24 protein-coding genes are annotated in these 24,981 nt (G+C 74.2%); 12 read left to right on the forward strand and 12 right to left on the reverse strand.

The genetic code is table 11. The features are described 5' to 3' along the window. Position 1: 1 nt before the first annotated feature. The 3 genes from FHL79_RS17635 to FHL79_RS17645 form a co-directional block, all read right to left on the reverse strand. Complete coding sequence (locus FHL79_RS17635; RefSeq protein ID WP_138759887.1) at positions 2 to 715, reverse strand: response regulator; 714 nt, start codon at positions 713 to 715, stop codon at positions 2 to 4. Then, positions 712 to 1,911 (reverse strand): sensor histidine kinase, encoded by a 1,200-nt coding sequence (locus FHL79_RS17640; RefSeq protein ID WP_138759888.1) that lies wholly within the window; start codon positions 1,909 to 1,911, stop codon positions 712 to 714. The genes FHL79_RS17635 and FHL79_RS17640 overlap by 4 nt, the downstream gene beginning before the upstream one ends. Positions 1,912 to 1,995: 84 nt before the next feature. Further along, complete coding sequence (locus tag FHL79_RS17645; protein ID WP_138759889.1) at positions 1,996 to 2,658, reverse strand: HAD-IA family hydrolase; 663 nt, start codon at positions 2,656 to 2,658, stop codon at positions 1,996 to 1,998. Positions 2,659 to 2,718: 60 nt separating this feature from the next. Here FHL79_RS17645 and FHL79_RS17650 point away from each other — a divergent pair, with 60 nt between their 5' ends. After that, the gene (locus FHL79_RS17650) at positions 2,719 to 3,993 is read left to right on the forward strand and encodes an MFS transporter (RefSeq protein WP_246080925.1); all 1,275 of its coding nucleotides are present in this window, start codon (positions 2,719 to 2,721) and stop codon (positions 3,991 to 3,993) included. Positions 3,994 to 4,091: 98 nt separating this feature from the next. On the opposite strand, the gene FHL79_RS17655 is transcribed toward FHL79_RS17650, so the two are convergent. After that, positions 4,092 to 4,547 (reverse strand): universal stress protein, encoded by a 456-nt coding sequence (locus FHL79_RS17655; protein ID WP_138759890.1) that lies wholly within the window; start codon positions 4,545 to 4,547, stop codon positions 4,092 to 4,094. Positions 4,548 to 4,590: 43 nt separating this feature from the next. Further along, a complete protein-coding gene (locus tag FHL79_RS17660) occupies positions 4,591 to 5,919 on the reverse strand; it encodes a Rieske 2Fe-2S domain-containing protein (protein ID WP_138759891.1) in 1,329 nt (442 codons plus the stop codon). A gap of 168 nt (positions 5,920 to 6,087) precedes the next feature. Between FHL79_RS17660 and FHL79_RS17665 the strand changes: the two genes are divergently transcribed. Next, positions 6,088 to 6,459: a DUF485 domain-containing protein gene (locus FHL79_RS17665; RefSeq protein ID WP_138759892.1), complete on the forward strand. Its 372-nt coding sequence runs from the start codon at positions 6,088 to 6,090 to the stop codon at positions 6,457 to 6,459. Beyond that, on the forward strand, positions 6,452 to 8,089 hold the full coding sequence (locus FHL79_RS17670; protein ID WP_171058215.1) for a monocarboxylic acid transporter: 1,638 nt from the start codon (positions 6,452 to 6,454) through the stop codon (positions 8,087 to 8,089). The genes FHL79_RS17665 and FHL79_RS17670 overlap by 8 nt, the downstream gene beginning before the upstream one ends. A gap of 115 nt (positions 8,090 to 8,204) precedes the next feature. On the opposite strand, the gene FHL79_RS17675 is transcribed toward FHL79_RS17670, so the two are convergent. Beyond that, positions 8,205 to 8,501, reverse strand: coding sequence for a hypothetical protein (locus tag FHL79_RS17675; RefSeq protein WP_246080926.1), 297 nt, complete (start codon positions 8,499 to 8,501; stop codon positions 8,205 to 8,207). A gap of 137 nt (positions 8,502 to 8,638) precedes the next feature. Beyond that, positions 8,639 to 9,502 (reverse strand): manganese catalase, encoded by an 864-nt coding sequence (locus FHL79_RS17680; protein ID WP_138759893.1) that lies wholly within the window; start codon positions 9,500 to 9,502, stop codon positions 8,639 to 8,641. 166 nt (positions 9,503 to 9,668) lie between these two features. Between FHL79_RS17680 and FHL79_RS17685 the strand changes: the two genes are divergently transcribed. Next, entirely contained in the window at positions 9,669 to 10,703 is a 1,035-nt protein-coding gene (locus FHL79_RS17685) for an EamA family transporter (protein WP_246080927.1), read from the forward strand. 16 nt (positions 10,704 to 10,719) lie between these two features. Here FHL79_RS17685 and FHL79_RS17690 read toward each other — a convergent pair whose 3' ends face one another. Then, positions 10,720 to 11,436: a sensor histidine kinase gene (locus FHL79_RS17690; protein ID WP_138759894.1), complete on the reverse strand. Its 717-nt coding sequence runs from the start codon at positions 11,434 to 11,436 to the stop codon at positions 10,720 to 10,722. A 70-nt stretch (positions 11,437 to 11,506) separates the two neighbouring features. Between FHL79_RS17690 and FHL79_RS17695 the strand changes: the two genes are divergently transcribed. The 3 genes from FHL79_RS17695 (at position 11,507) to FHL79_RS17705 (ending at position 14,684) form a co-directional block, all read left to right on the forward strand. After that, positions 11,507 to 12,181 (forward strand): response regulator, encoded by a 675-nt coding sequence (locus FHL79_RS17695; RefSeq protein WP_171058216.1) that lies wholly within the window; start codon positions 11,507 to 11,509, stop codon positions 12,179 to 12,181. A gap of 107 nt (positions 12,182 to 12,288) precedes the next feature. Then, entirely contained in the window at positions 12,289 to 13,395 is a 1,107-nt protein-coding gene (locus FHL79_RS25170; protein ID WP_171058217.1) for a saccharopine dehydrogenase family protein, read from the forward strand. Further along, on the forward strand, positions 13,392 to 14,684 hold the full coding sequence (locus FHL79_RS17705; RefSeq protein ID WP_138759896.1) for a glutamate mutase L: 1,293 nt from the start codon (positions 13,392 to 13,394) through the stop codon (positions 14,682 to 14,684). Before FHL79_RS25170 ends, FHL79_RS17705 begins: the two co-directional genes overlap by 4 nt. On the opposite strand, the gene FHL79_RS17710 is transcribed toward FHL79_RS17705, so the two are convergent. Genes FHL79_RS17710 through FHL79_RS17720 form a run of 3 tightly spaced genes read right to left on the reverse strand, consistent with a single transcriptional unit; the run spans position 14,677 to position 17,299 of the window. After that, a complete protein-coding gene (locus FHL79_RS17710; RefSeq protein ID WP_138759897.1) occupies positions 14,677 to 15,318 on the reverse strand; it encodes a pentapeptide repeat-containing protein in 642 nt (213 codons plus the stop codon). The two genes, FHL79_RS17705 and FHL79_RS17710, sit on opposite strands and share 8 nt — an antisense overlap. Before the next feature lie 5 nt (positions 15,319 to 15,323). Beyond that, on the reverse strand, positions 15,324 to 16,793 hold the full coding sequence (locus FHL79_RS17715) for a PH domain-containing protein (protein ID WP_138759898.1): 1,470 nt from the start codon (positions 16,791 to 16,793) through the stop codon (positions 15,324 to 15,326). Then, a complete protein-coding gene (locus FHL79_RS17720; protein ID WP_138759899.1) occupies positions 16,790 to 17,299 on the reverse strand; it encodes a PH domain-containing protein in 510 nt (169 codons plus the stop codon). The genes FHL79_RS17715 and FHL79_RS17720 overlap by 4 nt, the downstream gene beginning before the upstream one ends. 57 nt (positions 17,300 to 17,356) lie before the next feature. Between FHL79_RS17720 and FHL79_RS17725 the strand changes: the two genes are divergently transcribed. Next, on the forward strand, positions 17,357 to 17,689 hold the full coding sequence (locus FHL79_RS17725) for a rhodanese-like domain-containing protein (RefSeq protein ID WP_138759916.1): 333 nt from the start codon (positions 17,357 to 17,359) through the stop codon (positions 17,687 to 17,689). Positions 17,690 to 17,770: 81 nt separating this feature from the next. Here FHL79_RS17725 and FHL79_RS17730 read toward each other — a convergent pair whose 3' ends face one another. Continuing rightward, positions 17,771 to 19,387 (reverse strand): long-chain fatty acid--CoA ligase, encoded by a 1,617-nt coding sequence (locus FHL79_RS17730; protein ID WP_138759900.1) that lies wholly within the window; start codon positions 19,385 to 19,387, stop codon positions 17,771 to 17,773. Positions 19,388 to 19,680: 293 nt separating this feature from the next. Here FHL79_RS17730 and chvE point away from each other — a divergent pair, with 293 nt between their 5' ends. The 4 genes from chvE to FHL79_RS17750 all read left to right on the forward strand — a co-directional run bounded on the left by chvE (position 19,681) and on the right by FHL79_RS17750 (position 24,899). Then, on the forward strand, positions 19,681 to 20,835 hold the full coding sequence (gene chvE, locus FHL79_RS17735; RefSeq protein WP_171058219.1) for a multiple monosaccharide ABC transporter substrate-binding protein: 1,155 nt from the start codon (positions 19,681 to 19,683) through the stop codon (positions 20,833 to 20,835). A gap of 180 nt (positions 20,836 to 21,015) precedes the next feature. After that, positions 21,016 to 22,554: a multiple monosaccharide ABC transporter ATP-binding protein gene (gene mmsA / locus FHL79_RS17740; RefSeq protein ID WP_138759901.1), complete on the forward strand. Its 1,539-nt coding sequence runs from the start codon at positions 21,016 to 21,018 to the stop codon at positions 22,552 to 22,554. Further along, positions 22,551 to 23,819, forward strand: a complete 1,269-nt coding sequence (mmsB, locus tag FHL79_RS17745; protein ID WP_138759902.1) for a multiple monosaccharide ABC transporter permease — start codon at positions 22,551 to 22,553, stop codon at positions 23,817 to 23,819. Before mmsA ends, mmsB begins: the two co-directional genes overlap by 4 nt. Positions 23,820 to 23,864: 45 nt before the next feature. Continuing rightward, on the forward strand, positions 23,865 to 24,899 hold the full coding sequence (locus FHL79_RS17750) for a LacI family DNA-binding transcriptional regulator (RefSeq protein WP_138759903.1): 1,035 nt from the start codon (positions 23,865 to 23,867) through the stop codon (positions 24,897 to 24,899). Positions 24,900 to 24,981 lie beyond the last annotated feature (82 nt).

The following is a 24,981-nucleotide window of genomic DNA, read 5'->3' on the forward strand; positions in this document are numbered from 1 at the left end:
TTCAGGAGGCGGGGGCGTCGCGGAGCAGGTCGGCGGGGGCGACCAGGCCGGTGCGGTAGGCCAGCACGACGGCCTGCACCCGGTCCCGCGAGCCGGTCTTGCCCAGCACCCGGCCGACGTGGGTCTTCACCGTCGCCTCGCTGACGAACAACCGGCCCGCGATCTCGGTGTTCGAGGCGCCGTAGGCCATCAGCACCAGCACCTCCTTCTCCCGCGGCGTCAGCTCGGCGAGCGCCCGGGGGTCGGCCTGCGCCGTCGCCGTCCCGGCCGAGCCGCGCAGCATCGGGGCCACGTGCTGCAGCAACCGGCGGGTGGAGCTCGCGGCGATCACCGAGTCACCGGCGTGCACGGTCCGCACCGCGGCCAGCATCTCCTCCGGTGGGGCGTCCTTGAGCAGGAAGCCGCTGGCGCCGGCGCCGATCGCCGCGACCACGTACTCGTCGAGGTCGAAGGTGGTCAGCACGACCACCCGCGGCGGGTCCGGCAGTGCGGTGACCTGCTCGGTCGCGGTGATCCCGTCGGTGCCGGGCATCCGGATGTCCATCAGCACCACGTCGGCGGAGGTGCCCCGCACCGCCTCGACCGCCGCCGCGCCGTCGCCCGCCTCGCCGACCACGGTCAGGTCGGGCTGGGAGTCGATCACCATCCGGAAGCCGGCCCGGACGAGCTGCTGGTCGTCGACGAGGACGACGCGGATGGGGGCGAGGCTGGTCATCGGGGGGAACGGTAGGGCAGGACGGCCTGGACGCCGAAGCCGCCGCCGTGCCGGGGTGCCGCGGTCAGCCGTCCGCCGTGCAGCTCGGCGCGCTCGCGCATGCCCAGCAGCCCGTGCCCGGGCGCGGACGGGACCGGTCCGTCCTCCCCGGCGAGCGCGGCCGCAGCGCCGCGGCCGTCGTCCAGCACGGCGACCTCCAGGGCGTCCGGCCGCCAGTGCAGCCGCACCCAGGCCCGGCTCGCCGGGCCGGCGTGCTTGAGCACGTTGGTCAGCGACTCCTGGACGATCCGGTAGGCGGCCAGCTGCGGCCCGGCGGGCATCGTCACCGGTGCGCCCTCGACGATCAGGTCGACGTCCAGCCCGCTGGCCTGCACGTCGGCCACGAGCCGATCGATCGCGGCGACGTCGGGCTGCGGCGCGTACTCCTGCCCGCCGTCCTCGCGCAGCACGCCGAGCAGTGAGCGCATGTCGGTCAGCGCCTGCCGGCCGGTGGCCGAGATCTGCTCGAGCGCCGAGGTCGCCGCCGCCGGGTCGGCCTGCCCGGCGTAGCGCCCGCCGTCGGCCTGCGCGATCACCACGGACAACGAGTGGGCGACGACGTCGTGCATCTCGCGGGCGATCCGCGCCCGCTCGGCCGTGGCGGCCAGCCGCATCTCCTGGTCGCGCTCCAGCTCCAGCAGCCGGGCCCGCTCCTCCAGGCCGGCGACCTGCTGCAGCCGGGCCCGGCGCAGGTCACCCAGCGCCCAGGCGGCGACGACGGTGACGCCGATCGCCCCGGCCATGATGACGAGGGACTCCGGCTCGTAGAGCGGCGAGTAGTAGCGCAGCGCGGCCAGCCCGGCGGCGACCAACCCGACGACCAGCCCGGCGCGGGACGCCCACCGCGGCGCGTAGGCGGCCAGCGAGTAGACCATCACCAGCGCGGCGACGTCGGCCGGCAGCAGGTCCGTGCTGACGAGCACCAGCTGCAGCAGCCCCAGCGCCACCACCGCGGCCGCGGCGGCCACCGGTGCCCGCCGGCGCCAGACCAGCGGGACGCTGAGCAGGAGCCCGAAGAGCGCGGCGTCCCCGGAGCCGGCGCCCGCGCCCATCGCGACGGAGAAGACCAGGAAGAACAGCCCCGCCAGGCAGGCGTCGACCGCGAGGGGATGGTCGCGCAGCCACGCCGCCAGGCGCTCGGGCTGCGGGGAGTCCACCCGACCGACCCTAGGCAACCGGGCAGGCGGCGTCGTCGTCCTGCGGGGTGAGCCGCGCGTCCACCCCCGGGATGACCCCGCGGGTCAGGTCGGCGAGACGGTGATGCCGCCCGGGCCGGCGGTGAACCGGACGTGCGAGAGGTCGGGGGCGTGCGCGTCGGCGTCCAGCTCGTCGTGGGGGTGGGTGTCGCCGACCGCCAGCGTCGTGCAGCCCGCCGCGCGGGCGGAGGCCAGCCCCGCCGGGGCGTCCTCGACCGCCAGGCAGCGGGCCGGGTCGAACCCGAGCCGCTGGGCGCCCAGCACGAACGGGTCGGGTGCCGGCTTGCCGCGCTCGACGTCGTCGAAGGTGACGATCTCCTGCGGGCGAGGGAGCCGGGAGCCGGCCAGCCGGGCGGCCAGCAGCGTGCGGGTGCAGGAGGTCACGATCGCCACCCGGTCGGGCGGCAGCGCGGCGAGCGCCTCGACGGTGCCGGGCAGCAGCTCGATGCCGTCGGCGGCCACCTCGTTCTCCAGGTGCTCGATCCGGGCCAGCGCGTCGGCGACCCGGTCGGCGGTGAGCAGCGCCGGGACGACCTGGGCCGCCGGTCGCCCGCCCAGGTCGGCCAGGTGCGTGGGGTCGACGCCGTGCTCGGTGGCCCAGCGCGCCCAGGCCTGCAGCGAGCCGGCCATCGAGTCGATGAGGGTGCCGTCCATGTCGAAGAGCACGGCGTCGAAGGTGCGGCCGGTCAGGGCCTCGAGGTCGATCACGCACCTGATCGTCGCAGCCGGGCTGCGGACGGGTGGCACGGCACTGGCAGGGTCGGCGGGGTGTCCACGCCCCTCGGCCCGGCGTTCTGGCGGCTGTACGCGGCCAGCGCCGTCTCCAACCTCGCCGACGGCGTCAACCGGGTGGCGCTGCCGCTGCTGGCGGCGACGCTGACCCGGGACCCCGTGCTGGTGGCCGGGCTGACGTCGCTGGCGTTCTTGCCCTGGCTGCTGTTCGCGCTACCGGCAGGGGCCGTCGTCGACCGGGTCGACCGCAAGGGGGCGATGGCTGCGGCCAACGTCGTCCGCGCGCTGGCTCTCGGGGCGCTGGCGGTCACCGCGCTGACCGGCACGGCGTCCCTCGTCGTCCTCTACGCCGTCGCCTTCGCCGTCGGGGTGGCCGAGACCGTCTACGACAGCGCGGCCCGGGCGATGCTGCCCCAGGTCGTGCGCCGGGAGCAGCTGGACCGCGGCAACGGGCTGCTGACCACCGCGGAGGAGGCCAGCCAGGGCTTCATCGGTGCGCCGCTGGGGTCGGTGCTGTTCGCGCTGGCCGTCGCCGCGCCGCTGGTCACCTCGGCCGGCGGGTTCCTGCTCGCCGCGGTGCTGGTCGTCGGCATCGCCGGTGCGCACCGCCCGGCCCGTGCCGACGGTCCACGGACGACGATCCGCCGGGACGTCGCCGAGGGTGTCGGCTGGCTGTGGCGGCACCGGTTCCTGCGCGGCCTGACGCTGGTCTCGGCGAGCACTTCGTTCACCCAGTCGATGACCACCGGCGTGCTGGTGCTGTACGCCCTGGACACCCTGCACATCGGCGAGGCCGGCTACGGCCTGCTGCTCACCGCTGCCGGCGTCGGTGCCGTGGTCGGCGGGCTCACCGCGGCACCGCTGGCCCGGGCGATCGGCCGCACCGCCACGCTGGTCGCCGGGTCGGTGATCGCGGCCCTCGCGCTCGGGGCGATGGCGTTCACCGAGAACGGCGTGGTCGCCGGCGCGCTCTTCGGCGGCGGGGTGGCGGGGGTGCTGTTCTGGAACGTGCTCACCATGTCGCTGCGGCAGGCGCTGATCCCTGAGGAGCTCTTCGGCCGGGTCCAGGGCGGCTACCGGACGCTGGTGTGGGGCGGCATCCCGCTGGGTGCGCTGGTCGGCGGGGTGCTCGCCGACGCGACCAGCGTGCCGACGGTCTTCGCCGTCGCCGGGGCCGCGGAGCTCGTGCTGGCCGGGGTGCTCTGGCGGCTGCTCGCCGTCCACCGGGACCTCGTCGCCGGCGCCTTCGACCACGACGACCACGACGACCCCGACGACCCCGACGACCCCGACGACCCCGACGGCGACTGAGCAGTTCTGGTCGTCGCGCCCGGCGTGTCCCGCCGTGTCGGCGACCACGACTGCCCACTCGGCCCGCAGGCGCCGCTCACGGGACCGTCACGGGACCGTCACGGGACGACGGTCACCGGCCAGTGGCCCATCCGCACCAGCCGGACCGCCACCGAGCCGATCACCCGGTGCCCAGCCTGCTCCGAGGCGCCCACCAGCACGGCGTCCGCGGGCAGGGCGTCGGCGATCCGGGAGATCTCGGCGACCGGGTCGCCGTGCACGCTGCGGTAGTCGACCTCGATGCCCAGCTGCTCGGCGGCCGCCAGGATCTCCCGTCGCAGCTCCGCGTCCACCTCGGCAGCGGCCTCCCGGACGACCGCCTGGGCGGCGGGCACCCAGCCGGCCATCGGTGGAGCCGCCTCGGCGACGTGCACGGCGACCAGCCGCGAGCGCTGCCGGCGGGCGAGGCCGGCCGCGTAGGCCGCGGCCCGCAGCGAGGTGGACGACCCGTCGACGCCGACGAGGATGACGCGGGGGCCGTCGGTGCCCCTCTCGAACGCTCCCGGTGCGGTCACGGGCCGATCGTCCTCCCGTGCGCCGGCTGCGGAGGCGGAGGGGTCAGGCCGAGGCGCGCCGCTGCAGCCCGGCCGCCCGGTCGGCGACGGCGGCGTTCGCGGCGAGGTCGGCCAGCGCCCGGCGCAGGGCGACGCCGAGCCGGTCGGCCCGCAGGTGCAGCTCGTCGCGCAGCTGCAGGGGCAGGCCCGCGCTCTCCGTCCTCGCCTGCCGCGCGAGGTCCTCCGCGAGCACCGCTTCCTCGGCGGCCCGCTCGGCGGCGACGACGTCCGCCGGGACCACCGCCGCTCCGCCGAGGCCGTGCAGCAGCAGGCAGGTGTGGACCCGCGTCGAGTCGGCGTCCTCGGGCTGCAGCAGGAACAGGGTCGTCCGGACCGCACCGCTGTCTGGCTCCTCCCGGCGCAGCAGCTGGAAGGGGGCCCGGTACCGGTAGGTCACGCGCCGGCGGGCGACGGCCGAGTCCACGGCCCGCTGCTCCAGGGCGCCGCTGAAGCCCCCCGGCTCGGGGCTCACCGCGTACTCGGGCGACTCCTGCGGTTCGGCGCCGGGCGGCCGGCGGCCGCGCGCCCCGTCCAGGAATGCGTCGGCCAGCAGGCCCGCCGGGGCGGTGCTGCGCGCCGGGGTCAGCCAGACGGCGGTGAACCGGGCGTCGGTGGTCTCCGGGACGTCGAGCAACTCGTCTCGCGGTTCGGCGGGGGCGATCCACACCAGGCCGTGCCGTTCGAGGACACCCCAGGCCGGCGGATCGGCGTCCGGCACGCCGTCGCGGCGGTGCAGGGTCCAGGTCCGGCCGAGCAGCCGCACCTGGACCCAGCCGCCCTCGACCAGCTCACCGGCCCGGGCGACGGGGTGCCAGGCGTGCTCCAGGGCCGGGTCGAGGTTGCCGAACACCGGGCCGTCCGGAGCCGGCGGGGCGGGCACCGGCTCGAGGGTGGGCGTGCGACCGGCCAGCCGCGGCGGACGGGCCAGCGGCGTTCGCTCCGGGGCCAGCCAGACCCAGCCGTCCCGCTCCTCCACCGCCCACGGGGCCGAGAGGTCGGCGCGCGGCGGCGGGGTGCCGTCGACGCCGAGGGACGGGATCGCCACGCAGCGGCCCTCCGCGTCGAACTGCCAGCCGTGGGACGGGCACTGCAGCCGGCCGTCGACGACGGTGGCCGTGGCCAGCGGCACCAGCCGGTGCGGGCAGCGGGCCGACAGCGCGGTCACCTCCGCACCGGGCCGCAGCCGGACGACGACGTAGGCCCGGCCCGCGGCGCCCACCGGCACCGGCGTCGTCTGCACCTCCGCGGAGCGGGCCACCGGGAACCAGCCGGTCGGCGAGCCGGCCCCGCCCAGGGAGCGGGATGCCGTGGTGCCGGGCCGGGAGATCGCCATGCACCCATGCCACCAGCCCGGTGTTGCCCCGGCGTTGCACCTGCGTGGAGTTCCGGCGTCGACCGGGAGTCCCTCCATAACCATCGGATTGCGGCCTCTCCCGTTCTGATCGAGTGCCGCTTATGGTGACCGCGATCACCACTCAGGCCATGCACAGTGAGGCGCGCCATGACCCCACCGACCGAACGCAAGCTGCTGACCCCGGAGGAGTACCGCCAGGCGCAGGACTCCCCGGAGTTCACCGAGCTGCGCCGCCGCTTCCGGAGCTTCGCCGTGCCCATGACGGTGGCCTTCCTGGCCTGGTACCTGCTCTACGTGCTGCTCTCGACCTACGCGCACGACTTCATGTCCACCCAGGTCTTCGGGAACATCAACCTCGGGATCCTGCTCGGCCTGGGCCAGTTCGTGACGACGTTCCTGATCACCCAGCTCTACGTGCGGCACGCCGGCAAGTCCACCGACCCGATCGCCGACGAGATGCGCCAGCGGCTCGAGGCGCACGAGTTCGCCGGCCCTCGCGAGGGGACCACCCGTGGCTGACCTGATCGCCGCCGACGCCGGCACCATCGGCGAGCCGGCCATCAACATCTCGATCTTCGGCGTCTTCGTCCTGATCACGCTGGTCATCACCTTCCGGGCCAGCCGCAACAACAAGAGCGCCGCCGACTTCTACGCGGCCGGCCGCAACATCAGCGGCACCCAGAACGGCCTGGCGATCGCCGGTGACTACCTGTCGGCCGCCTCGTTCCTGGGCATCGCCGGGGCGATCGCCGTCTACGGCTACGACGGCTTCCTCTACTCGATCGGCTTCCTGGTCGCCTGGCTGGTGGCGCTGCTGCTCGTCGCCGAGCTGCTCCGCAACACCGCCCGCTTCACCATGGCCGACGTCCTGGCCTTCCGGATGCGGCAGGGCCCGGTGCGCACCGCCGCGGCGCTCTCGACCCTGGTCGTCAGCCTCTTCTACCTGCTCGCCCAGATGGCCGGTGCCGGTGGCCTGGTGACGCTGCTGCTCGGCGTCACCGGTGAGGCCGCGCAGGCCGCGACCGTCGTCGTCGTCGGCGCGCTGATGATCTTCTACGTCCTCGTCGGCGGCATGCGCGGCACCACCTACGTGCAGGTGATCAAGGCCTCGCTGCTGATCATCGGCGCCCTGGTGATGACCGTCTGGGTGCTCGCCGAGTACGGGTTCAACCTGTCCTCGCTGATCGGCGGGGCGATCGAGAACGGTGGCCAGGCGGTCGCCGAACCCGGCGCCCAGTACGGCCTGACCAACGTGACCAAGCTCGACTTCATCAGCCTGGGTCTGGCCCTGGTGCTGGGCACCGCGGGTCTGCCGCACGTGCTCATGCGCTTCTACACGGTGCCGACGGCCAAGGACGCCCGGAAGTCGGTGGTCGTGGCCATCTGGCTGATCGGCATCTTCTACATCTTCAGCCTGGTCATCGGCTACGGCGCCGGTGCGCTGGTCGGCCGGGAGGAGATCCTGGCCGCCCCGGGTGCGGTGAACGCCGCCGCGCCGCTGCTGGCCTTCGAGCTCGGTGGCACCGCGCTGCTCGGGATCATCTCCGGCGTCGCGTTCGCCACCATCCTGGCCGTCGTCGCCGGCCTGACGATCACCGCGTCGGCGTCCTTCGCCCACGACATCTACGCCTCGGTGATCAAGAAGGGCAACGCCGCGCCGGGCACGGAGGTCAAGGTCGCCCGGATCGCCGCGATCGTCATCGGTGCGATCTCCATCGGCCTGGGCATCCTGGCGCTGCAGGCCGGGCTGAACATCGCCTTCCTGGTGGCGCTGGCCTTCGCCGTCGCAGCGTCGGCGAACCTCCCGACGATCCTCTACACGCTGTTCTGGAAGAACTTCACCACCCAGGGCGCGCTGTGGTCGATCTACGGCGGGCTGATCGCCTGCGTCACGCTGATCATCTTCTCCCCGGTGGTCTCCGGTGCGCCGGTGAACGAGGCCACCGGCAAGTCCACGTCGCTCCTCCAGGACGTCGACTTCTCCTGGTTCCCGCTGAACAACCCCGGCCTGGTCTCCATCCCGCTGTCGTTCTTCCTCGGCTGGCTCGGCACCAAGCTGTCCAAGGAGCGCCCGGACGTCGACAAGTACGCCGAGCTCGAGGTCCGGTCGCTCACCGGCATCGGCGCGGAGAAGGCCGTCCAGCACTGACGAAGGACCCCGTTGCCCCCCACGACTCGCGGGCTCGCCGTGGGACCCTGCAACGGGGCCGTTCCAGCACGTTGCGTTCGCGAGGCGCGTCCCGGAGGGGGCGCGCCTCGCGGCGTCAGGTCGCGGGGGCCTCGGCGGGCAGGACGGCGATCGAGTCGACGGCGGCTGCGGTGGCGGTGACCGCGGCGGCGGTCGACCGGCGGCGACGGACGACGGTGCGGCCGACGAGGCCGGCGAGCACCACGCAGCCGGCCACGGCGTGCTGGCCGGGGGCGGTCAGGGCGACGGCGAGCGCGGCGGCGTAGAGCACGGACAACAGCACGGTGGCGACCGGCAGCCCGCTGGGCAGGGCCGGGACCCGCAGCGCGGGCAGGTGCAGGTGCGGGGCGTGCGAGGGGACGGACAGGGACACGGATGACCTCCTGCTGGGGGCGGTTCGGGCGCCCGCCGGGCCGGCGTCCCAGGCCCGCTCGGGGAGCGGAGCCGGGGCGCCGGCACGGCGACGGCGCTGCGGGGTGCCTCAGGCGTGCGGACGCCCGAGGCGGCACCTCACTTGAGGGCGTCCTTGGCCTTCTGGAGCAGACCGGTCATCGGCGCCGGGGGCGTGCCGTACAGCCGCGGGTCCGGCGGCGGGAGGATCGGGGCGTCGGCGGTGGCGGCGATCGGGGCGGCGCGGAGGACGTTGTCCGTGCCGTCGAGCGCGGGGCCGTTGGCCCAGCGGCCGTTGGCGGCCTCGGGACCGTCGGAGGCGTCGATGAAGGTGTAGGCGAACTCCGGCAGCTCCTCGTCCAGCGGGAACGCCTCGGGCACCGGGATGCCGTCCAGCCCGTCGGCCTTGAGCTCCTCCATGGCCGCCAGCCACTGCTGCTGGTGCATGTGGTCGCGGGTGAGGAGGAAGCGGAGGAGGTCCTTCACGCCCGGGTCGTCGGTCATGTTCCACAGCCGGGCGACCTGCAGCCGGCCCTGCATCTCGGCCGAGGCGTTGTAGGCGAAGTCGGCGTACAGGTTGCCGCTGGCGGTCACGTACGCGCCGGTCCAGGGGTTGCCCATGCTGTCCATGTAGGACGCGCCGCCGCCGTTGACCAGCGGGTGCTGCGGGTTGTGCTGGCCGTAGCCGGCTGCCGCCTCCTTGGTGCGGTCCGCCGCGTCGGGCTTGAGCGGCATGTGGTCGAGCAGCCGGTCGATGCAGGTCACGATCATCTCGACGTGGGCCAGCTCCTCGGTGCCGATGGCCAGGAGCATGTCCTTGTACTTGCCGGGCAGCCGGCAGTTCCAGCCCTGGAGCAGGTACTGGGTGGCGACGGTCATCTCGCCCCACTGACCGCCGAGGATCTCCTGCATCTTGCGGGCGAAGTCCGGGTCGGGACCGTCGGGCTTGGCCTCGAACTGCAGGGCATGGGTGTGCGTGAACACGGGCGTTCTCCCTTGGCGTCGTCGCTGTCGCCGCCCACGCGGTGACACCTCTCAGATGCCCCGGCCCGCTGTCACCCCCGTGCCGTTCGGTGGCCCCTCGGGGCCGACCTGGCCGGTGACGTCCTGCAGTGCCGCCGGTCGGTCCGGGTGCTCCTCACCGGGCACGATGTCGAGGTCGTGGGCGATCGGTTCCGGCCGGCACGAGCGGCAGCAGCTGGGCTGGACCGTCGCGCCCCGGATGGTGCGCTGGACGATCCGGTCGGGCGCGGTGATGCTCGTGGGCGTGCCCGCCCCCGAGGTCCTGTCCGCTGCCCGCCCCGGGGCGTCCCGCCCGGGAGGCTCCGGGCCGGCCGTGCTGATGGTGCTGGGCTCGTGCGTCTCGCTGCAGGTCGGTGCCGCGCTGGCCGCGCAGCTCTTCAGCGACGCCGGTCCGGCCGGCACGACGCTGCTCCGCCTGGGGGTGGCCGCGCTGGTGCTGCTCGCCGTCGCCCGGCCCCGGTCCTGGTCGTGGTCCCGCGCCCAGTGGCGGGCGGTGGCCGTGTTCGGGGTGGCGCTGGCCGGCATGAACGGCTCGTTCTACGCCTCGATCGACCGCATCCCGCTGGGCACCGCCGTGACCATCGAGTTCCTGGGACCGCTCGTCCTCGCTGCGGCCCTGTCCCGACGCGCGCGGGACCTCGGCTGGGTGCTGCTGGCGGCGACCGGCGTCGCCCTCCTCGGCCTCGCCGACGGCGCCGGCCTCCACCTCGACCGCGTCGGCGTCCTCTTCGCACTGAGCGCCGCCGGGTTCTGGGCGCTGTACATCCTGGCCAGCGCCCGGGTCGGCGCGCTGGTCCCGGGCCAGGGCGGGCTGGCGGTCGCGATGGCCCTGGGCGCGCTGGTGCTGCTCCCCGTCGGTGCGCACGGCGCCGCGGCGGCCCTCCCGGACCCGCACCTGCTGCTGCTCGTCGCCGGCACGGCGCTGCTGGCGTCGGTGGTGCCCTACACGCTGGAGTTCGCCGCGCTCCGCAGGCTCCCGGAGCGCGTGTTCGGGGTGCTGCTCAGCCTCGAGCCGGCGGTCGCCACCCTGGCGGGCTGGCTGCTGCTCGGCCAGCGGACCCCGGCGGTCGGCCTCCTCGCCGTGGGCGTCGTGGTGTCGGCCAGCGTCGGCTCGACGCTCACCGCCCGGCCGGCCCCGCAGGCGGTCGCCGCCGCCCCGTGACCCACCGGCCCGGGCGTCACCGGTCCGGGAGGCGGACGGTGAGCGTGAAGGCCCCGTCGGCGGCCTGGGACCAGAACAGCCGTCCGCCCAGCTCACGGGTCTGCCGCTGCACCGACCACAGGCCCAGGCCGTCCAGGTCGACCGGCGGCGCCTGCTGGCTGAGCCGGCTCACGACGGCGTCGGCCGGCACCCCGGCCTGGGTCACCGCCAGGTGGACCCACTCCCCCCGGCGGTCGGCGCACAGGCGCACCGGCCGGCCCTCCCCGTGCCGGTGGGCGTTCTCCAGCAGGTTGGTGAGGACGCGCTGCACCCGGGCATCGGCCACCTGGACGGCGTCGGCGTCCTCCCCGAGCGTCACCGTCAGCTGGTGCCGCGGCAGCCCGGAGGCCGCGACGGAGGCCCGCAGCACGTCGACCAGCGGCCGGGTGCCGCGCCGCTCCGGTGCCCCGCCGGTGGCGTCGGCGGTGCGCAGCATCGACGACAGGTGGTGGGCCTGGGCGCGGGCCAGCTCGAGCAGCTCCGGGTGCCCGCCCGCGCCGTCGTCCAGCCGGTCGAGGACCGACTCCAGTGCGGCGAGCGGGCTGCGCATGTCGTGGCACATCGCCCGGACCAGGGCGTCCCCCGGGGTCACCGGCAGGGCGGCAGGACGGTGCAGCCGGGTGCGCACGGCGCGCAGCAGGTCGGTGAGGACGGCGGGCAGGGCGGCAGGGCGTGTGTCAGCGGCGAGGGTCACGGGCACCTCCGGTTGTGCGACGGTCAGCGACGCCGGGACGCAGCCGGACCAGGGGAGTGACGTGGAGGGCATGGACGCCGGGGCTGGGCACCGGCCCCCCGTGGACGTGGTGGTCATCGACGACCACCCGTTGTTCAGCCGGGGTCTGGCGCTGCTGCTGCCGCCGGAGAGCGGGGGTCGGGTGCGCGTCGTGGGCACCACCGAGGACGCCTCGGCCGGCGCGGCCCTGGTCCGCCGGCACAACGCCGACGTCGCGATCGTCGACCTGCACATGCCGCCACCCGGCGGGACCCGGGCGATCGCGGCCATCCGCCGCACCGAGCCGATGGTGCGGGTCGTGGCCCTCTCCGGCCTCGCCGAGGCCGACGCCGCGCTGGAGGCGCTGCGCGCCGGCGCCAGCGCCTTCCTGCCGAAGACGACGTCCCCGGAGGCGCTGGTCCGACCGCTGCTCGCCGTGCTCGACGGCTGGTCGGTGATCCCGGAGTCGCTGCTGCGCCAGCTGCTCGACGACGCGGCCCCCACCGCCGACCAGGGCGTCGCCGCCCGGTTGACCGCCGACGACCGCCGGCTCTGGCGGCTGGTGGCCGCCGGCACCAGCACGGTCGACATCGCCACGACGCTGCACGTCTCCGAGCGCACCGTGAAGCGGCTGGTGGCCAACCTGCTGCGCCAGCTGAAGGTGTCGACCCGGGTGGAGGCCGCCGCGCTCGCCGGCCGGGCCGGCCTCGAGGGCACGGTGAACTGAGCGGGCGGGGGACCATCGGCCTCGGTGCATCATGCGCGACCTACCCGGTGCGGTGGCGCGCACGCCCGGACCGCCGAGTTCCGTCGCGGTCCGCCTAGGGTCCGCGCATGGCCGCACGCATCGTCCTGTTCGGCGCCACCGGCCACACCGGTGGCCGGACGGCCCAGGCGCTGGTCGACCGGGGTGCCCGGCCGGTGCTGGCCGGGCGCGATCCCGGCCGGCTCGAGCAGCTGGCGGCCCGGCTCGGCGGGGCCGCCGGTCCGCTCGAGACGGTGACCGCCGACGTCACCGCCACCGCGTCGGTGCGGTCCCTGGTCGGCCGCGGGGACGTGCTGGTGACGACCGTGGGGCCGTTCCAGCGGCTCGGCGAGCCGGCGGTCGCGGCGGCCACCGACGCCGGCGCGGTCTACCTGGACTCCACCGGTGAGCCGCCGTTCCTGCGCCGCGTCTTCGCCGAGTTCGGCCCGCGCGCGGAGCGGACCGGCGCCGCGCTGCTCCCCGCCTTCGGCCACGACTACGTGCCCGGGTCGCTGGCCGGGGCCCTGGCGCTGGCCGAGGCCGGCGGGCGCGCCCACCGGGTCGACGTCGGCTACAGCCTGGACGGCGTCCGTGGCCAGGGCTTCTCCCGCGGCACCCTGGTCTCGCTGCTCGGCGTCCTGCTCGAACCCGGCTTCGCCTGGGACGGCGGCCGGCTGGTCACCGAACCGGCCGGCGCCCGGGAGTGGCGCTTCGACGTCGCCGGGCGGTCCCGCCGCGGGCTGTCGGTGGGCGGCTCGGAGCACCTGACCCTGCCGTCCCTCGCGCCGACGCTGCAGGGGGTGGGCGTGTACCTGGACTGGTTCGGGCCGGCGACCGCCGTCGCCCACCGGCTCGCCCCGGTCACCCCCTGGCTGGCCCGGGTGCCGGGTGCCCCGGCCGGGATGACCCGGCTCGCCGATCTCGTCGGGCGACGCGTCGCGGAGGCGCCGACCACCGGCGGCGGCACCCGCACGCACGTCGTCGCCGAGGTGCGGGACGCCGACGGGCACCGGGTCTCCCGGGTGCGCCTCGCCGGCCCCGACCCCTACGCGATGACCGCGGACCTGCTGGCCGAGGCGGCGGTGCGGGCGGCGGCCGGGCAGCTCCAGGGCACCGGTGCGCTGGGCCCGGTCCAGGCGTTCGGCACCGCCGGGCTGACCGGCCTGGCGGCGTCCGCCGGGCTCGTCCGGGCATGACCGACCGGGTCGCCTGCATCGACATCGGCTCGACCTGGACGAAGGCGGCGCTGGTCGAGCTGCCCGGCGGCCGGCTGGTCGGGACCCGGCAGGCGCCGACCACGCACGACGACGTCGTCACCGGGGTGCTGGCGGCCACCGACGGCTGGGACGCCCCGGTGCGCGCCTGCTCCTCGGCCGGCGGCGGGCTCCGGCTCGCGGTGGTCGGCTACGAGGAGCTGATCAGCGCCGAGGCCGGTTCCCGGGCGGCGCTCTCCGCGGGCGCGCGGGTGGTGCACGTGGCCGCCGGCCGGCTGTCCGCCGGGACGGTGCAGGAGCTCGCCGCCGCCGCGCCCGACGTCGTCCTGCTGGTCGGCGGCACGGACGGCGGCGAGGCCGGCGTGCTGCGGCACAACGCGGCCGCCCTGGCTCAGGCCCCGCTGCAGGGTCCCGGTGCGAGCGTGCGGGTGCCGGGGGGCAGTGGGGTGCTCACACCGGTCGTGCTCGCCGGCAACGTCGCCGTCCGGGACGAGGTCCACGCCGTGCTGGCCGCGGCCGGGGTACCGGTGACGGTGGCGGACAACGTGCTGCCCGACATCGGCCGGCTGGCCCCGGAGTCCGCGCGGGGGGCCATCCGGGAGGTGTTCCTCCGCCACGTGATCGGCGGGGACCGGTTGTCGGCCGACCCGCGGCTGCGGCAGTGGGTGCGGGCGGTGACCCCGGACGCGGTGCTGGACGGCGTCGCAGCGCTGGCCGGCGTGCGGGCCGGTGCGGACGTGCCGGGCGTCCTGGTGCTTGACGTCGGCGGTGCCACCACCGACGTGCACTGCGTGCCGGTCGCCGACGCGGAGCAGTCCGCGCTGCAGCGGTCGGCCGTCGGCGTCCCCGCCCGCCGGCGCACGGTCGAGGGCGACCTGGGCGTGCACTCCAGCGCGCAGGCGCTGCGTGCGGCGGCCGCCGCCGAGGGGCTGCCGACGCCCGGCGAGGACGCGCTGGCGCTGGGTGAGGCGGCGGCGGTCGTGGCGCTGCGCCGGCACCTGCGGAGCGAGGCCGCCTACGGCCCCGGCGGGGCGAGCGCCCGCGGGGTCGGCCTGGTGGTGCTCTCCGGTGGGGTCTTCCGGCACGCGGACCCGACCGCGGTGCAGGCGGTGCTGGCCCGGGTCGCGGCGGACCGCGGCGGTGCCGGGGGCGTGCTCGCCGGCACCGAGGTCGTCATCGACCGCCGCTACGTGCTGGCCGCCGCCGGGCTGCTCGCCGCCGACTCCCCGGCCGCGGCGGCGGGGCTGCTCGGGGAGCTGCTGGTCAGCTGACCCGGATGCCCAGCTCGGCGGCCATCGCGGCGGACCAGCCGGCGAGCTGGGCGGCGCTGATCGTGGCGCCCCGCAGGTCCGCGACGCCGGCCAGCCGGGCGACCTCGGCGCCGCGCAGGTCGACGGCCCGGTTCCGGGCACCCTGGAGGACCAGGGAGTCCACCGTGCAGTCGACCAGCCGGACGTCGCGCAGGTCGGCGCCGCCCAGGTCCAGCTCGCCGACGGTGCACCCGGTGAGCGTGACGTCGACCAGGGTCGCGCCGCGCAGGTCCAGGAAGTCGACCTTGACGCCGTCCAGCCCGACCCGGGTCAGCTGCGCGCCGTGCGCGGTCAGCGCGCCGAACCGGCCGCCGACGGCCACCACGTCCAGCAGCGTGGCGTCGACCAGCGACCAGGCGGGGGAGCGCACGTCGGTGAGCAGGCAGCTGACCAGCCGCGCGCGGTCGAAGACGACACCGGTGACGTCGCAGTCGGTGAGCACGCACTCCAGGAACCGGGCGCCGGTCGCGTCCCCGGTGAGCTGCAGCCCCGCGAAGCGCAGCCCGTCGGCGGTCCCCGCGCCGGCGAGCTCCGGCCCAGGGGCGTCGGTGGGCTCGGGCAGCAGCGCCCGCAGGGCCTCGGCGTCGATGGGCACGGCGGTCAGCCGGCCAGCGCGGAGGCCCAGGAGCCCGACGCGGCGCGGGTGAAGGCGGCGACCTCCGATGCGGCCATGTCGACGGCCGAGTAGCCGCCCTGCCCGGCGCCGACGCAGGCCTGCACCGTGGCCAGCCCCGCCCGCCGCTGGACGACGGTCTGCCGCACCTCCCAGCCGACCACGGCGCGCCGCTGCAGCACGACGTGCTCCCGGACCAGCCAACCGGAGCGCACCGCGAACGACGACGGGCCGGTGGCGTGGCCCAGGGCGGCGTACCGGGCCAGGCCGAGGGGCACCCCCAGGGCGGTGAGCGCCGCGCCGACGACCAGCAGCGGCCACCAGCCGGCCGTTGCCGTCAGCACGGCACCGGCGACCAGCACGGCGCCGCCGGGGGCGACCGCCCGGCCCAGCCGCCGGCGGCGGGCCGCCGTGGGATGTCGCTGCAGCGACCCCGGTGAGGGCACCAGCAGGTCGGTGAGCTGCCAGGCGTCCTCCTGCGGGCCCAGCGGGAGCAGCTGGCCCCGCCGGGCGGCGTCGCCCAGCCCGGTCACCAGGGCCGTCGCGCGAGCGGCGCCGACCAGCCGCATGCCCAGCCCCTCGCTGATCGCGCAGCCGCGGATCCGGTCGACCTCCAGGTCGGTGTGCCGGCGGGTGAACAGCCCTCGCTCGGTGATGAGCGACCCACCGCGGAGCACCAGGCGGAAGCGCCAGTTGACGACGGCGCTGCCCAGCACGGCCCCCAGGGCGAGCAGCACGAGCGCCCCACCGAGGACGGCGAGGACCAGCCAGCCGTCGGAGAGGTCCGGTGACCCGAGGAGCTCCCCCGGCCGGGGCACGTACCGGTCCGGGACCTCGTCCAGCAGCCGGAACAGCGCGCCGACCGCCGCCAGCGGGAGCACCAGGTAGCTGCCGACCAGCGGCGAGTAGAGCAGCCACCGGTTGCGGAACCGGTGCAGCTCCTCCTCGACCGGCTCCGGCGCGGAGTGCCGCCCGGCCGCCTCGGTCGCCACCACCGCGCGCCGGGAGAGCAGCTGGGCGCGCAGCCGGTCGCCCTCCGCGCGCAGGACGCCGTCGATGACGAGCTCCTCGTCCTTGCCGGCGACCGTCCCGGCGGCCGCGTCGATCCGGACCCGCACCAGGCCGAACAGGCGGTGCACCGGCGGCGCCTCCACCTCGACGCCGCGGATCCGGTCGTTGGGCACGGTCCGGACCGAGCGGGACACCAGCCCCCGGGTGAGGACGACGGCGGTGTCCCCGGCGAGGTAGCTGGTCCGCCACCAGGCCAGCGCGGCCCACAGCAGCGACAGCACGGTGACGCCGACGACCAGGGCCACCACGGTGGCCGGGCTGCCCTGCAGTCCCCGGCCGGCGATGACGGCGAGCGCCACCGGCACGACCGAGCGGGCCTGCCGGAAGGTGAGGGTGTGCACCAGCAGGACCCGGGGCGAGGTCCGTCTCGCGGTCGGCCCGGTCACGTCGCCTCGTCCCGGATCTTCTCGGCCCGCCGCGCGACGTGGTCGGCGACGTGCCGGGCGACGTCGAGGTCGAGGTGCGGGATCCGCACGGTGCCCTGCGAGGAGGCGGTCAGCACGGCCACGGTGGCCAGCCCGAACAGCTGCTGGAGGAGGCCCCGCGTCACGTCCACGGTCTGCACCCGCGAGATCGGGACGAGCGTCCAGCTGCGGGTGAGCCATCCGGTGAGGGTGTAGATCGCCTCGCCGGTGACCTCCCACCGGTGCACCCGGTACCGCAGCCGGGGGCGGACGGCGAGGGCCAGCACCGCGTAGGCCAGCACGAACGCGGCACCCGCCCACCGCGCCGGGGCGACCGCCCAGCCGGCGTCCAGGGGCACCAGCAGCCAGAAGGCGGTGACCACCAGGCCGTAGCAGACGGTGCCGACGGCCCCTTGCGTCACCCACAGGGCGATGGCCTTGCGGGAGAGGGACCAGACCGGTTCGCGGACCGGCGTGGGGGCGGACATCGCGACCATCCTGTCAGCGAGAGCGCCGCCGCGACGCGTGCCACCATGGATCGCGTGATGATGCCCCAGCAGGTGCCGACCGTGCCCGCCGCCGAGGTCCCCGACGACGCCGTCGTCCTCGACGTCCGCGAGGACGACGAGTGGGCCGCCGGGCACATCGACGGGGCCACCCACGTCGCGATGGGCGACGTCCCCTCCCGGCTGGACGAGCTGCCCGAGGGCGACCCGCTGTACGTCACCTGCCGCAGCGGCGGGCGGTCGGCGCGGGTGACCGCCTGGCTGAACCAGAACGGCTACGACGCGGTCAACGTCGGTGGCGGCATGGGGGAGTGGGACGCCGCGGGGCGGCCGATGGTCAGCGAGACCGGCCGCCCCCCGTACGTGGTGTGAGGACCCCGTCCTCCCCACCCTTCGCGAGCTCAGGGCGGGCCCTGGACGGGGCCGGCAGGTGTGCGCCCCCGATCCCGGGTGTCAGTCGTTCACCTGGTACTCCGCGAAGCGGCTGCGCAGGTCCTTCTTGGAGAACTTGCCGACGCTGGTCTTGGGCACCTCGTCGATGAACTCGACGGCGTCGGGCATCCACCACTTCGCGACCAGGGGCGCGAGGTGGTCGAGGATGTCCTGCTCGGTCGCCGTCTGGCCCTCCTTGAGCACGACGCAGGCCAGCGGCCGCTCGTCCCACTTCGGGTGCGGGATGCCGACGACGGCGGCCTCCTTCACCGCCGGGTGGCTCATGATCGCGTTCTCCAGGTCCACCGAGGAGATCCACTCGCCGCCGGACTTGATGAGGTCCTTGGTGCGGTCGGCGATCCGGATGTTGCCATCGGGGGCCATCGCGGCGACGTCGCCGGTCTTCATCCACCCGTCGGCGGTCACCAGCTCCACCCCGGCGTCGGGGTTGTAGTAGGCCGCGGCGCACCACGGCCCGCGCACCTGCAGCTCGCCGGTGGCCTTGTCGTCCCAGGGCTGCTCCTCGAGGGTGTCGGCGTCGACGATCCGCGCCTCCACGCCCAGGAACGGGATGCCGGCGCGGGCGCGCTGGGCGGCCTTGGTCGCGTCGTCGGCGTCGTCGAAGGCCCGGGACAGCACCCCGGAGGAGGCCACCGGGTGGGTCTCGGTCATGCCCCACGCCTGCAGGATCGGCAGCCCGACCTGCTCGCGGTAGGCCTCCGACAGCGCCTTGGGCACCGCCGACCCCCCGCAGCCGATCTCCCGCAGCTTGTGCGGACGACCGGCCAGGTGCGGCAGCACGCCCTGCCAGATGGTGGGGACGCCGGCGGTGAAGGTGACGCCCTCCTCGACGATCAGGTCGGCGAGCGCCTTGGGCTGCATCATCGAGCCGGGCATGACCATCGCCGCCCCGGCGGCCGGGCCCGCGTGGGCGATGCCCCAGGCGTTGGCGTGGAACATCGGCACGACCGGCATCGCCGCGTCCCGGACACCGAGGCCGAAGGCGTTGGGGGAGATGACGCCCATGGTGTGCAGGTAGGTGGAGCGGTGCGAGTAGACGACGCCCTTGGGGTTGCCGGTCGTGCCGCTCGTGTAGCACATGTAGGCGGCGGAGCCCTCGTCGGTGACGTGGAAGTCGACCGGCTGGGCGTCGGCCAGCAGCGTCTCGTAGTCGAGCACCCGCGGGTCGTCGGGGACCTCGTTGTCGCCGCCGTCGTCCATCACCACCACGTGCTGGACGGTCTTCATGGTGTCGATCAGCGGCCACAGCAGCGGCAGGACGGTGCGGTCGACGAAGACGACCTCGTCCTCGGCGTGGTTGGCGATGTAGGTCAGCTGCTCGGGGAAGAGCCGGATGTTCAGCGTGTGCACCACCCGGCCGCTGCACGGACCGGCGAAGTACAGCTCCAGGTGCCGCTGGCTGTTCCAGCCGAAGGTGCCGATCCGGCCGTCGGCGCTGATGCCGAGGGCGTCGAAGACGCCACCGAGCCGGCGGGTCCGCTCGGCCCACTCCGCGTAGGTGGACCGGGTCCGCCCGGCGGGGCCATCGGTGACGATCGAGACGTCACCGTGGTGCTGCTCGGCGTGCCGGAAGATCGTGTCGATGGTCAAGGGGACGTCCTGCATCAGCCCGCGCATGGCCGCATGGTGCCAGTGACCGGGCTCACGATCCACCCGTCCCGGCGTCGTCACGGGTCGGCTGGGATCGGCGGCAGGGACCGCTCCGGGCGAACACCTCACCCCATCGGGTGGTGTGCGACCCAACTGGCGGCGCTCTCACCGCCCGATGAACGGGCCGTTACGCGACCGTGACGATCCATCTCGGTCACAAGGGTTGACGGCACCGGGTTGTTAGCGTTCACACTGTGTCGCTCGCACAGATGCGGGCCTGCGCCCTCTGGCGGCAGATGTCTCGAAGGAGAGATGTGGCAGTGAACAAGAAGCTGGGGCTGACCGCCCTGGGCGCCGCACTGGCAGTTGGCCTCACGGCCTGTGGTGGCAGTGGCGCCGGCGGCAACTCGAACGACACCGCGAGCAGCGACCCCGCGGACCTGACGATCGGCGTCTCGATGCCGACGCAGACCTCCGAGCGCTGGATCGCCGACGGCAACGCCGTCAAGTCGCAGCTGGAGGACGCCAACTACAAGGTCGACCTCCAGTACGCGAACGACGACATCCCGACCCAGGGTCAGCAGATCGACCAGATGATCACCGAGGGCGCCGACCTCCTGGTCGTCGCCGCCATCGACGGCACCGCGCTCAGCAGCCAGCTGCAGGCCGCCGCCGACGCGGACATCCCGGTCATCAGCTACGACCGGCTGATCCGCGACACCGAGAACGTCGACTTCTACGTGAGCTTCGACAACTACAAGGTCGGCGTCGCGCAGGGCACCGCCCTGCTGGCCGGCCTCGGTGTCACCGACAAGGACGGCAAGCCGACCGGCACCAAGGGTCCGTTCAACATCGAGCTGTTCGCCGGCTCGCTGGACGACAACAACGCAGCCTTCTTCTTCAACGGCGCGTTCGACACCCTCAAGCCGTTCATCGACGACGGCACGCTGGTCGTGAAGTCGGGCCAGACGAGCATCGAGCAGGCCGCCACCCTGCGCTGGGCGCAGGAGACCGCCCAGAAGCGCATGGAGGACCTCCTCACCGGCAGCTACAACGACGGCTCGAAGGTCAACGGCGTGCTCTCGCCCTACGACGGCATCTCGCGCGGCATCATCACCGCCCTGCAGAACGCCGGCTACGGCCCGAACCTGACCTCGACCCCGACCCCGCTGCCGGTCGTCACCGGTCAGGACGCCGAGATCGCCTCGGTCAAGCTGATCAACGACGGTGTCCAGAGCTCCACGATCTTCAAGGACACCCGCACCCTCGCCGCCCAGGCCGTCACCGCGGCCGAGGCGTTCCTCGAGGGCGACGAGCCCGAGGCCAACGACACCGAGACCTACGACAACGGTGTCAAGGTCGTCCCCTCGTACCTGCTGCCCATCGAGACGGTCTACAAGGACGACATCCAGTCGGTCCTGATCGACTCGGGTTACTGGACGGCCGACGAGGTCGCCAAGGGCCAGGCCGGCTGACCCACCGCCCCACAGGCCCGGCCGGGCTCGGCAGCAGGACTGCCGAGCCCGGCCGGTACCACCTCCCGACCCGCTCCGCGGACAGGTCGGGACAGCCCGGGAGCCGGGCACCCCGAACAAGGGGCCGAGTGGCGCACACTCGGCCCGACATCCCGCAGAGAGGCAAGGACGACGGCGTCCATGGACGACTACATCCTCGAGATGCGTTCCATCACCAAGACGTTCCCCGGCGTGAAGGCGCTGTCGGACGTGTCACTCGCGGTGCGGCGCGGCGAGGTCCACGCCATCTGCGGTGAGAACGGCGCCGGCAAGTCGACGCTGATGAAGGTCCTGTCCGGCGTCTACCCGGCCGGCACCTACGAGGGGGAGATCCTCCTCGACGGCGAGGTGCAGAAGTTCGGCAGCATCCGCGACAGCGAGCACCAAGGCGTCGTGATCATCCACCAGGAGCTCGCGCTGGTGCCCTACCTGTCCATCGCGGAGAACATCTTCCTGGGCAACGAGCGCAAGGGCCGCGCCGGCCTGATCGACTGGAACAAGGCCAACGCCGACGCCGCCGCGCTGCTCGCCGAGGTCGGTCTCGCCGAGAACCCGGTGACCCCGGTCGGCACCCTCGGCGTGGGCAAGCAGCAGCTGGTCGAGATCGCCAAGGCGATCTCCAAGGACGTCAAGCTGCTGATCCTCGACGAGCCCACCGCCGCGCTGAACGACAACGACTCCGCCCACCTGCTGGACCTGCTGCGGCGGCTCCGCGAGCGGGGCATCACCTCGATCATCATCTCGCACAAGCTGAACGAGATCGTCGCGATCGCCCAGCACACCACGATCATCCGCGACGGCAAGACCGTCGAGACGCTCGACATGGCCGCCCCGGACGTCGACACCGACCGGATCATCCGCGGCATGGTCGGTCGCGACCTGGAGTCCTACTACCCCGACCGCGAGTCGCACCCCGGCGAGGAGGTGCTGCGCGTGGAGGACTGGACGGTCAAGCACCCCACCCAGGACCGCCTGGTGGTCGACCACGCGGCCTTCAACGTGCGGGCCGGTGAGGTCATCGGCATCGCCGGCCTCATGGGTGCCGGGCGCACCGAGCTGGCGATGAGCATCTTCGGGCGGTCCTACGGTCGCTACCAGGAGGGCCGGGTCTTCGTGCACGGCCGCGAGGTCAAGGCGCGCAGCGTCGCCGAGGCCATCGACCACGGCATCGCCTACGCGACCGAGGACCGCAAGAAGTACGGCCTCAACCTCATCGAGGACATCCGGCGCAACGTCTCCGCGGCCGCGTTGAGCAAGCTCGCCACCCGGGGCTGGGTCAACGGCAACGAGGAGACCAAGGTCGCCGAGGACAGCCGGCGGGACATGAACATCAAGGCGCCCAGCGTCTCCTCGATCGTCGGCAAGCTCTCGGGCGGCAACCAGCAGAAGGTCGTGCTGTCCAAGTGGCTGTTCACCGACCCGGACGTGCTGATCCTCGACGAGCCGACCCGCGGCATCGACGTCGGCGCGAAGTACGAGATCTACACGATCATCAACAAGCTGGTGGCGGCCGGCAAGGCCGTCATCGTCATCTCGTCCGAGCTGCCTGAGCTGCTCGGCATCTGTGACCGCATCTACACGCTCTCGGCCGGGCGCATCACCGGCGAGCAGCCGGTTCGTGAGGCCACCCAGGAGAGCCTCATGAAGCTGATGACCAAGGAGAGGGAGCTGGCAGCATGACCAGGACCGTGGGGCCCCAGCCCGGGGAGACAGAGACCAACCAGACCCCCGCGGAGGTCGCCGACGCGCAGGCCCAGGCCACCAAGGTCGGGACCAGCGACATCCGCGAGCTCCTCACCCGCAACCTCCGGCAGAGCGGCATCTACGTCGCGTTCTTCGTCGTGGTGGTGCTCTTCGCCATCCTGACCGGCGGCACGTCGCTCAGCCCGGGCAACATCACCAACATCGTCCTGCAGTACTCCTACGTGCTGGTGCTGGCGATCGGCATGGTCATCGTGATCATCGCCGGCCACATCGACCTGTCGGTCGGCTCGGTCGTGGCGCTGACCGGGGCGACCTCCGCCGTGCTGGTCATCCGGCACGGCGCCCCGTGGTGGGTCGGCATGCTCGCGGCCATCGCGGTCGGTCTCGCGGTCGGTTGCTGGCAGGGCTTCTGGGTCGCCTACGTCGGGATCCCGGCGTTCATCGTGACCCTCGCGGGCATGCTCATCTTCCGCGGGCTCACCCTGCAGGTGCTGGACAACATCTCGCTGTCGCCGTTCACCCCGCAGTACCAGAAGGTGTCCAGCGGCTTCCTCAACGGCCTGCTCGGTGGCAACGGGTACGACGCCTTCACCCTGCTGATCGGCGCGCTCGCGGTCGCCGGGTACGCGGTCAGCGGCTTCCGCACCCGGGTGGCGCGGATCCGCTACAAGCAGCCGGTGGAGAGCTTCCCGCTCTTCGTCGCCCGGGTCGTCGTCGTCGCCGCCGTGGTCATGTACTTCGCCTGGCAGCTGGCCCACGCCCGTGGCCTGCCGATCGTGCTCATCATCCTGGGTGTGCTGATCACCGTCTACGGCATGATCACCAAGCGCTCGGTCTTCGGGCGTCAGGTGTACGCCATCGGCGGCAACCTGGCGGCCGCGACCCTGTCCGGTGTCAAGGTCAAGGTCGTCAACTTCTGGATCTTCGTCAACATGGGCTTCCTGGCCGCGGTTGCGGGGATCATCTACTCCTCGCGGTCCAACGGCGCGCAGCCCGCGGCCGGCCAGAACTTCGAGCTCGACGCGATCGCGGCGGCCTTCATCGGTGGCGCTGCCGTCACCGGTGGTGTCGGCACGGTGGCCGGCGCGATGGTCGGTGGTCTGCTCGTGGCGGTGCTGAGCAACGGCATGCAGCTCCAGGGCGTCGACCAGTCGATCCAGTCGGTGATCAAGGGGCTCATCCTGCTCCTCGCCGTCGCCTTCGACGTCTACAACAAGCGGCGGGCCGGCTCTTCCCGCTGACGGTCCGCAGGACCACCGACGGGGGGCGGCAATGAGGCCGCCCCCATGAAGGAGGCGACCGTGCTGCCCGAGGGGGCGCCGCGAGCGTTGGGCATGTCGGACGTCGCGGCTCGGGCCGGCGTCTCGCACCAGACGGTGTCCCGGGTCGTCAACGGCCACCCGAACGTCGCACCCGCCACCAGGGAGCGGGTGCTCCGGGCCATCGCCGAGCTGGGTTACCGGCCCAATGCGGCCGCACGGGCGCTGGTCACCGGGTCGTCGCGGACCATCGGCCTCGTCACGTCGCACATCAACCAGTACGGGCCGGCGCAGACCCTGCTCGGACTGGAGCAGGCCGCCCGCGCGGCGGGGTACTCGCTGAGCGTCGCGATCCTCGACGACGACAGCGAGCGGGCGATGCGCGAGGCCGTCGACCGGTTCGTCGCCCAGTCGGTCGACGCGGTGGTGGCGCTGTCCACCTACGGCCAGGCCGTCGACGCGCTGCGCCGGTTCACCGCCCCGGTGCCGCTGATCGCGGTCCAGGTGGGCCGCGGTGAGCAGCACCCGACCGTCTGGGTCGACCAGGAGCTGGGCGCCGCGCTGGCAGTCCGGCACCTGCTGGACCTCGGCCACCGCACCGTCCACCACGTCACCGGCCCGGTCGACTCGCTGGAGGCGCGGGGCCGGGTGCGTGGCTGGCGCCGCGCGCTGATCGAGGCCGGGGCGCCCGTGCCCGAGCCGCTCGAAGGTGACTGGATGGCGTCGGCGGGGTACGCCGCCGGCCGCCGCCTGACCGAGCGCCGCCGGCGGGGCGAGGACGTCACCGCGGTCTTCCTCGCCAACGACCAGATGGCCCTCGGGCTGCTCAACGCGCTGAACGAGGAGAGCGTGTCGGTCCCGGGCGACATCAGCGTCGTCGGCTTCGACGACGTCCCGGAGGCCGCGTACTACAGCCCGCCGCTCACCACCGTCCGGCAGGACTTCGCCGAGCTGGGCCGGCGCGGGGTCCGGCTGGTGCTCTGCCGGCTGCACGGCGAGGACCTGCTGCCCGACCCGGTCGTGCCGCAGCTGATCGTCCGACGCTCCACCGGCCCGGCTTGACCGACGCTGTTGTTAACGCTAACAATCATCAGTCCCGCCGTGTCCCGCGATCGACGGGACCGCTGAGGCCCGCCCTCAGCGC

Source organism: Modestobacter altitudinis (assembly GCF_005930475.1).
Taxonomy (GTDB): domain Bacteria; phylum Actinomycetota; class Actinomycetes; order Mycobacteriales; family Geodermatophilaceae; genus Modestobacter; species Modestobacter altitudinis.

Excerpts from the sequence above, each read along its gene's own strand:
- FHL79_RS17635 (WP_138759887.1), bottom strand. The coding sequence starts at position 715 with ATGACCAGCCTCGCCCCCATCCGCGTCGTCCTCGTCGACGACCAGCAG.
- FHL79_RS17660 (WP_138759891.1), bottom strand. The coding sequence starts at position 5,919 with ATGGCGATCTCCCGGCCCGGCACCACGGCATCCCGCTCCCTGGGCGGG.
- FHL79_RS17665 (WP_138759892.1), top strand. The coding sequence starts at position 6,088 with ATGACCCCACCGACCGAACGCAAGCTGCTGACCCCGGAGGAGTACCGC.
- FHL79_RS17685 (WP_246080927.1), top strand. The coding sequence starts at position 9,669 with ATGTCGAGGTCGTGGGCGATCGGTTCCGGCCGGCACGAGCGGCAGCAG.
- FHL79_RS17695 (WP_171058216.1), top strand. The coding sequence starts at position 11,507 with ATGGACGCCGGGGCTGGGCACCGGCCCCCCGTGGACGTGGTGGTCATC.
- FHL79_RS25170 (WP_171058217.1), top strand. The coding sequence starts at position 12,289 with ATGGCCGCACGCATCGTCCTGTTCGGCGCCACCGGCCACACCGGTGGC.
- FHL79_RS17705 (WP_138759896.1), top strand. The coding sequence starts at position 13,392 with ATGACCGACCGGGTCGCCTGCATCGACATCGGCTCGACCTGGACGAAG.
- FHL79_RS17720 (WP_138759899.1), bottom strand. The coding sequence starts at position 17,299 with ATGTCCGCCCCCACGCCGGTCCGCGAACCGGTCTGGTCCCTCTCCCGC.
- FHL79_RS17725 (WP_138759916.1), top strand. The coding sequence starts at position 17,357 with ATGATGCCCCAGCAGGTGCCGACCGTGCCCGCCGCCGAGGTCCCCGAC.
- FHL79_RS17730 (WP_138759900.1), bottom strand. The coding sequence starts at position 19,387 with ATGCGCGGGCTGATGCAGGACGTCCCCTTGACCATCGACACGATCTTC.
- mmsA (WP_138759901.1), top strand. The coding sequence starts at position 21,016 with ATGGACGACTACATCCTCGAGATGCGTTCCATCACCAAGACGTTCCCC.
- mmsB (WP_138759902.1), top strand. The coding sequence starts at position 22,551 with ATGACCAGGACCGTGGGGCCCCAGCCCGGGGAGACAGAGACCAACCAG.
- FHL79_RS17750 (WP_138759903.1), top strand. The coding sequence starts at position 23,865 with ATGAAGGAGGCGACCGTGCTGCCCGAGGGGGCGCCGCGAGCGTTGGGC.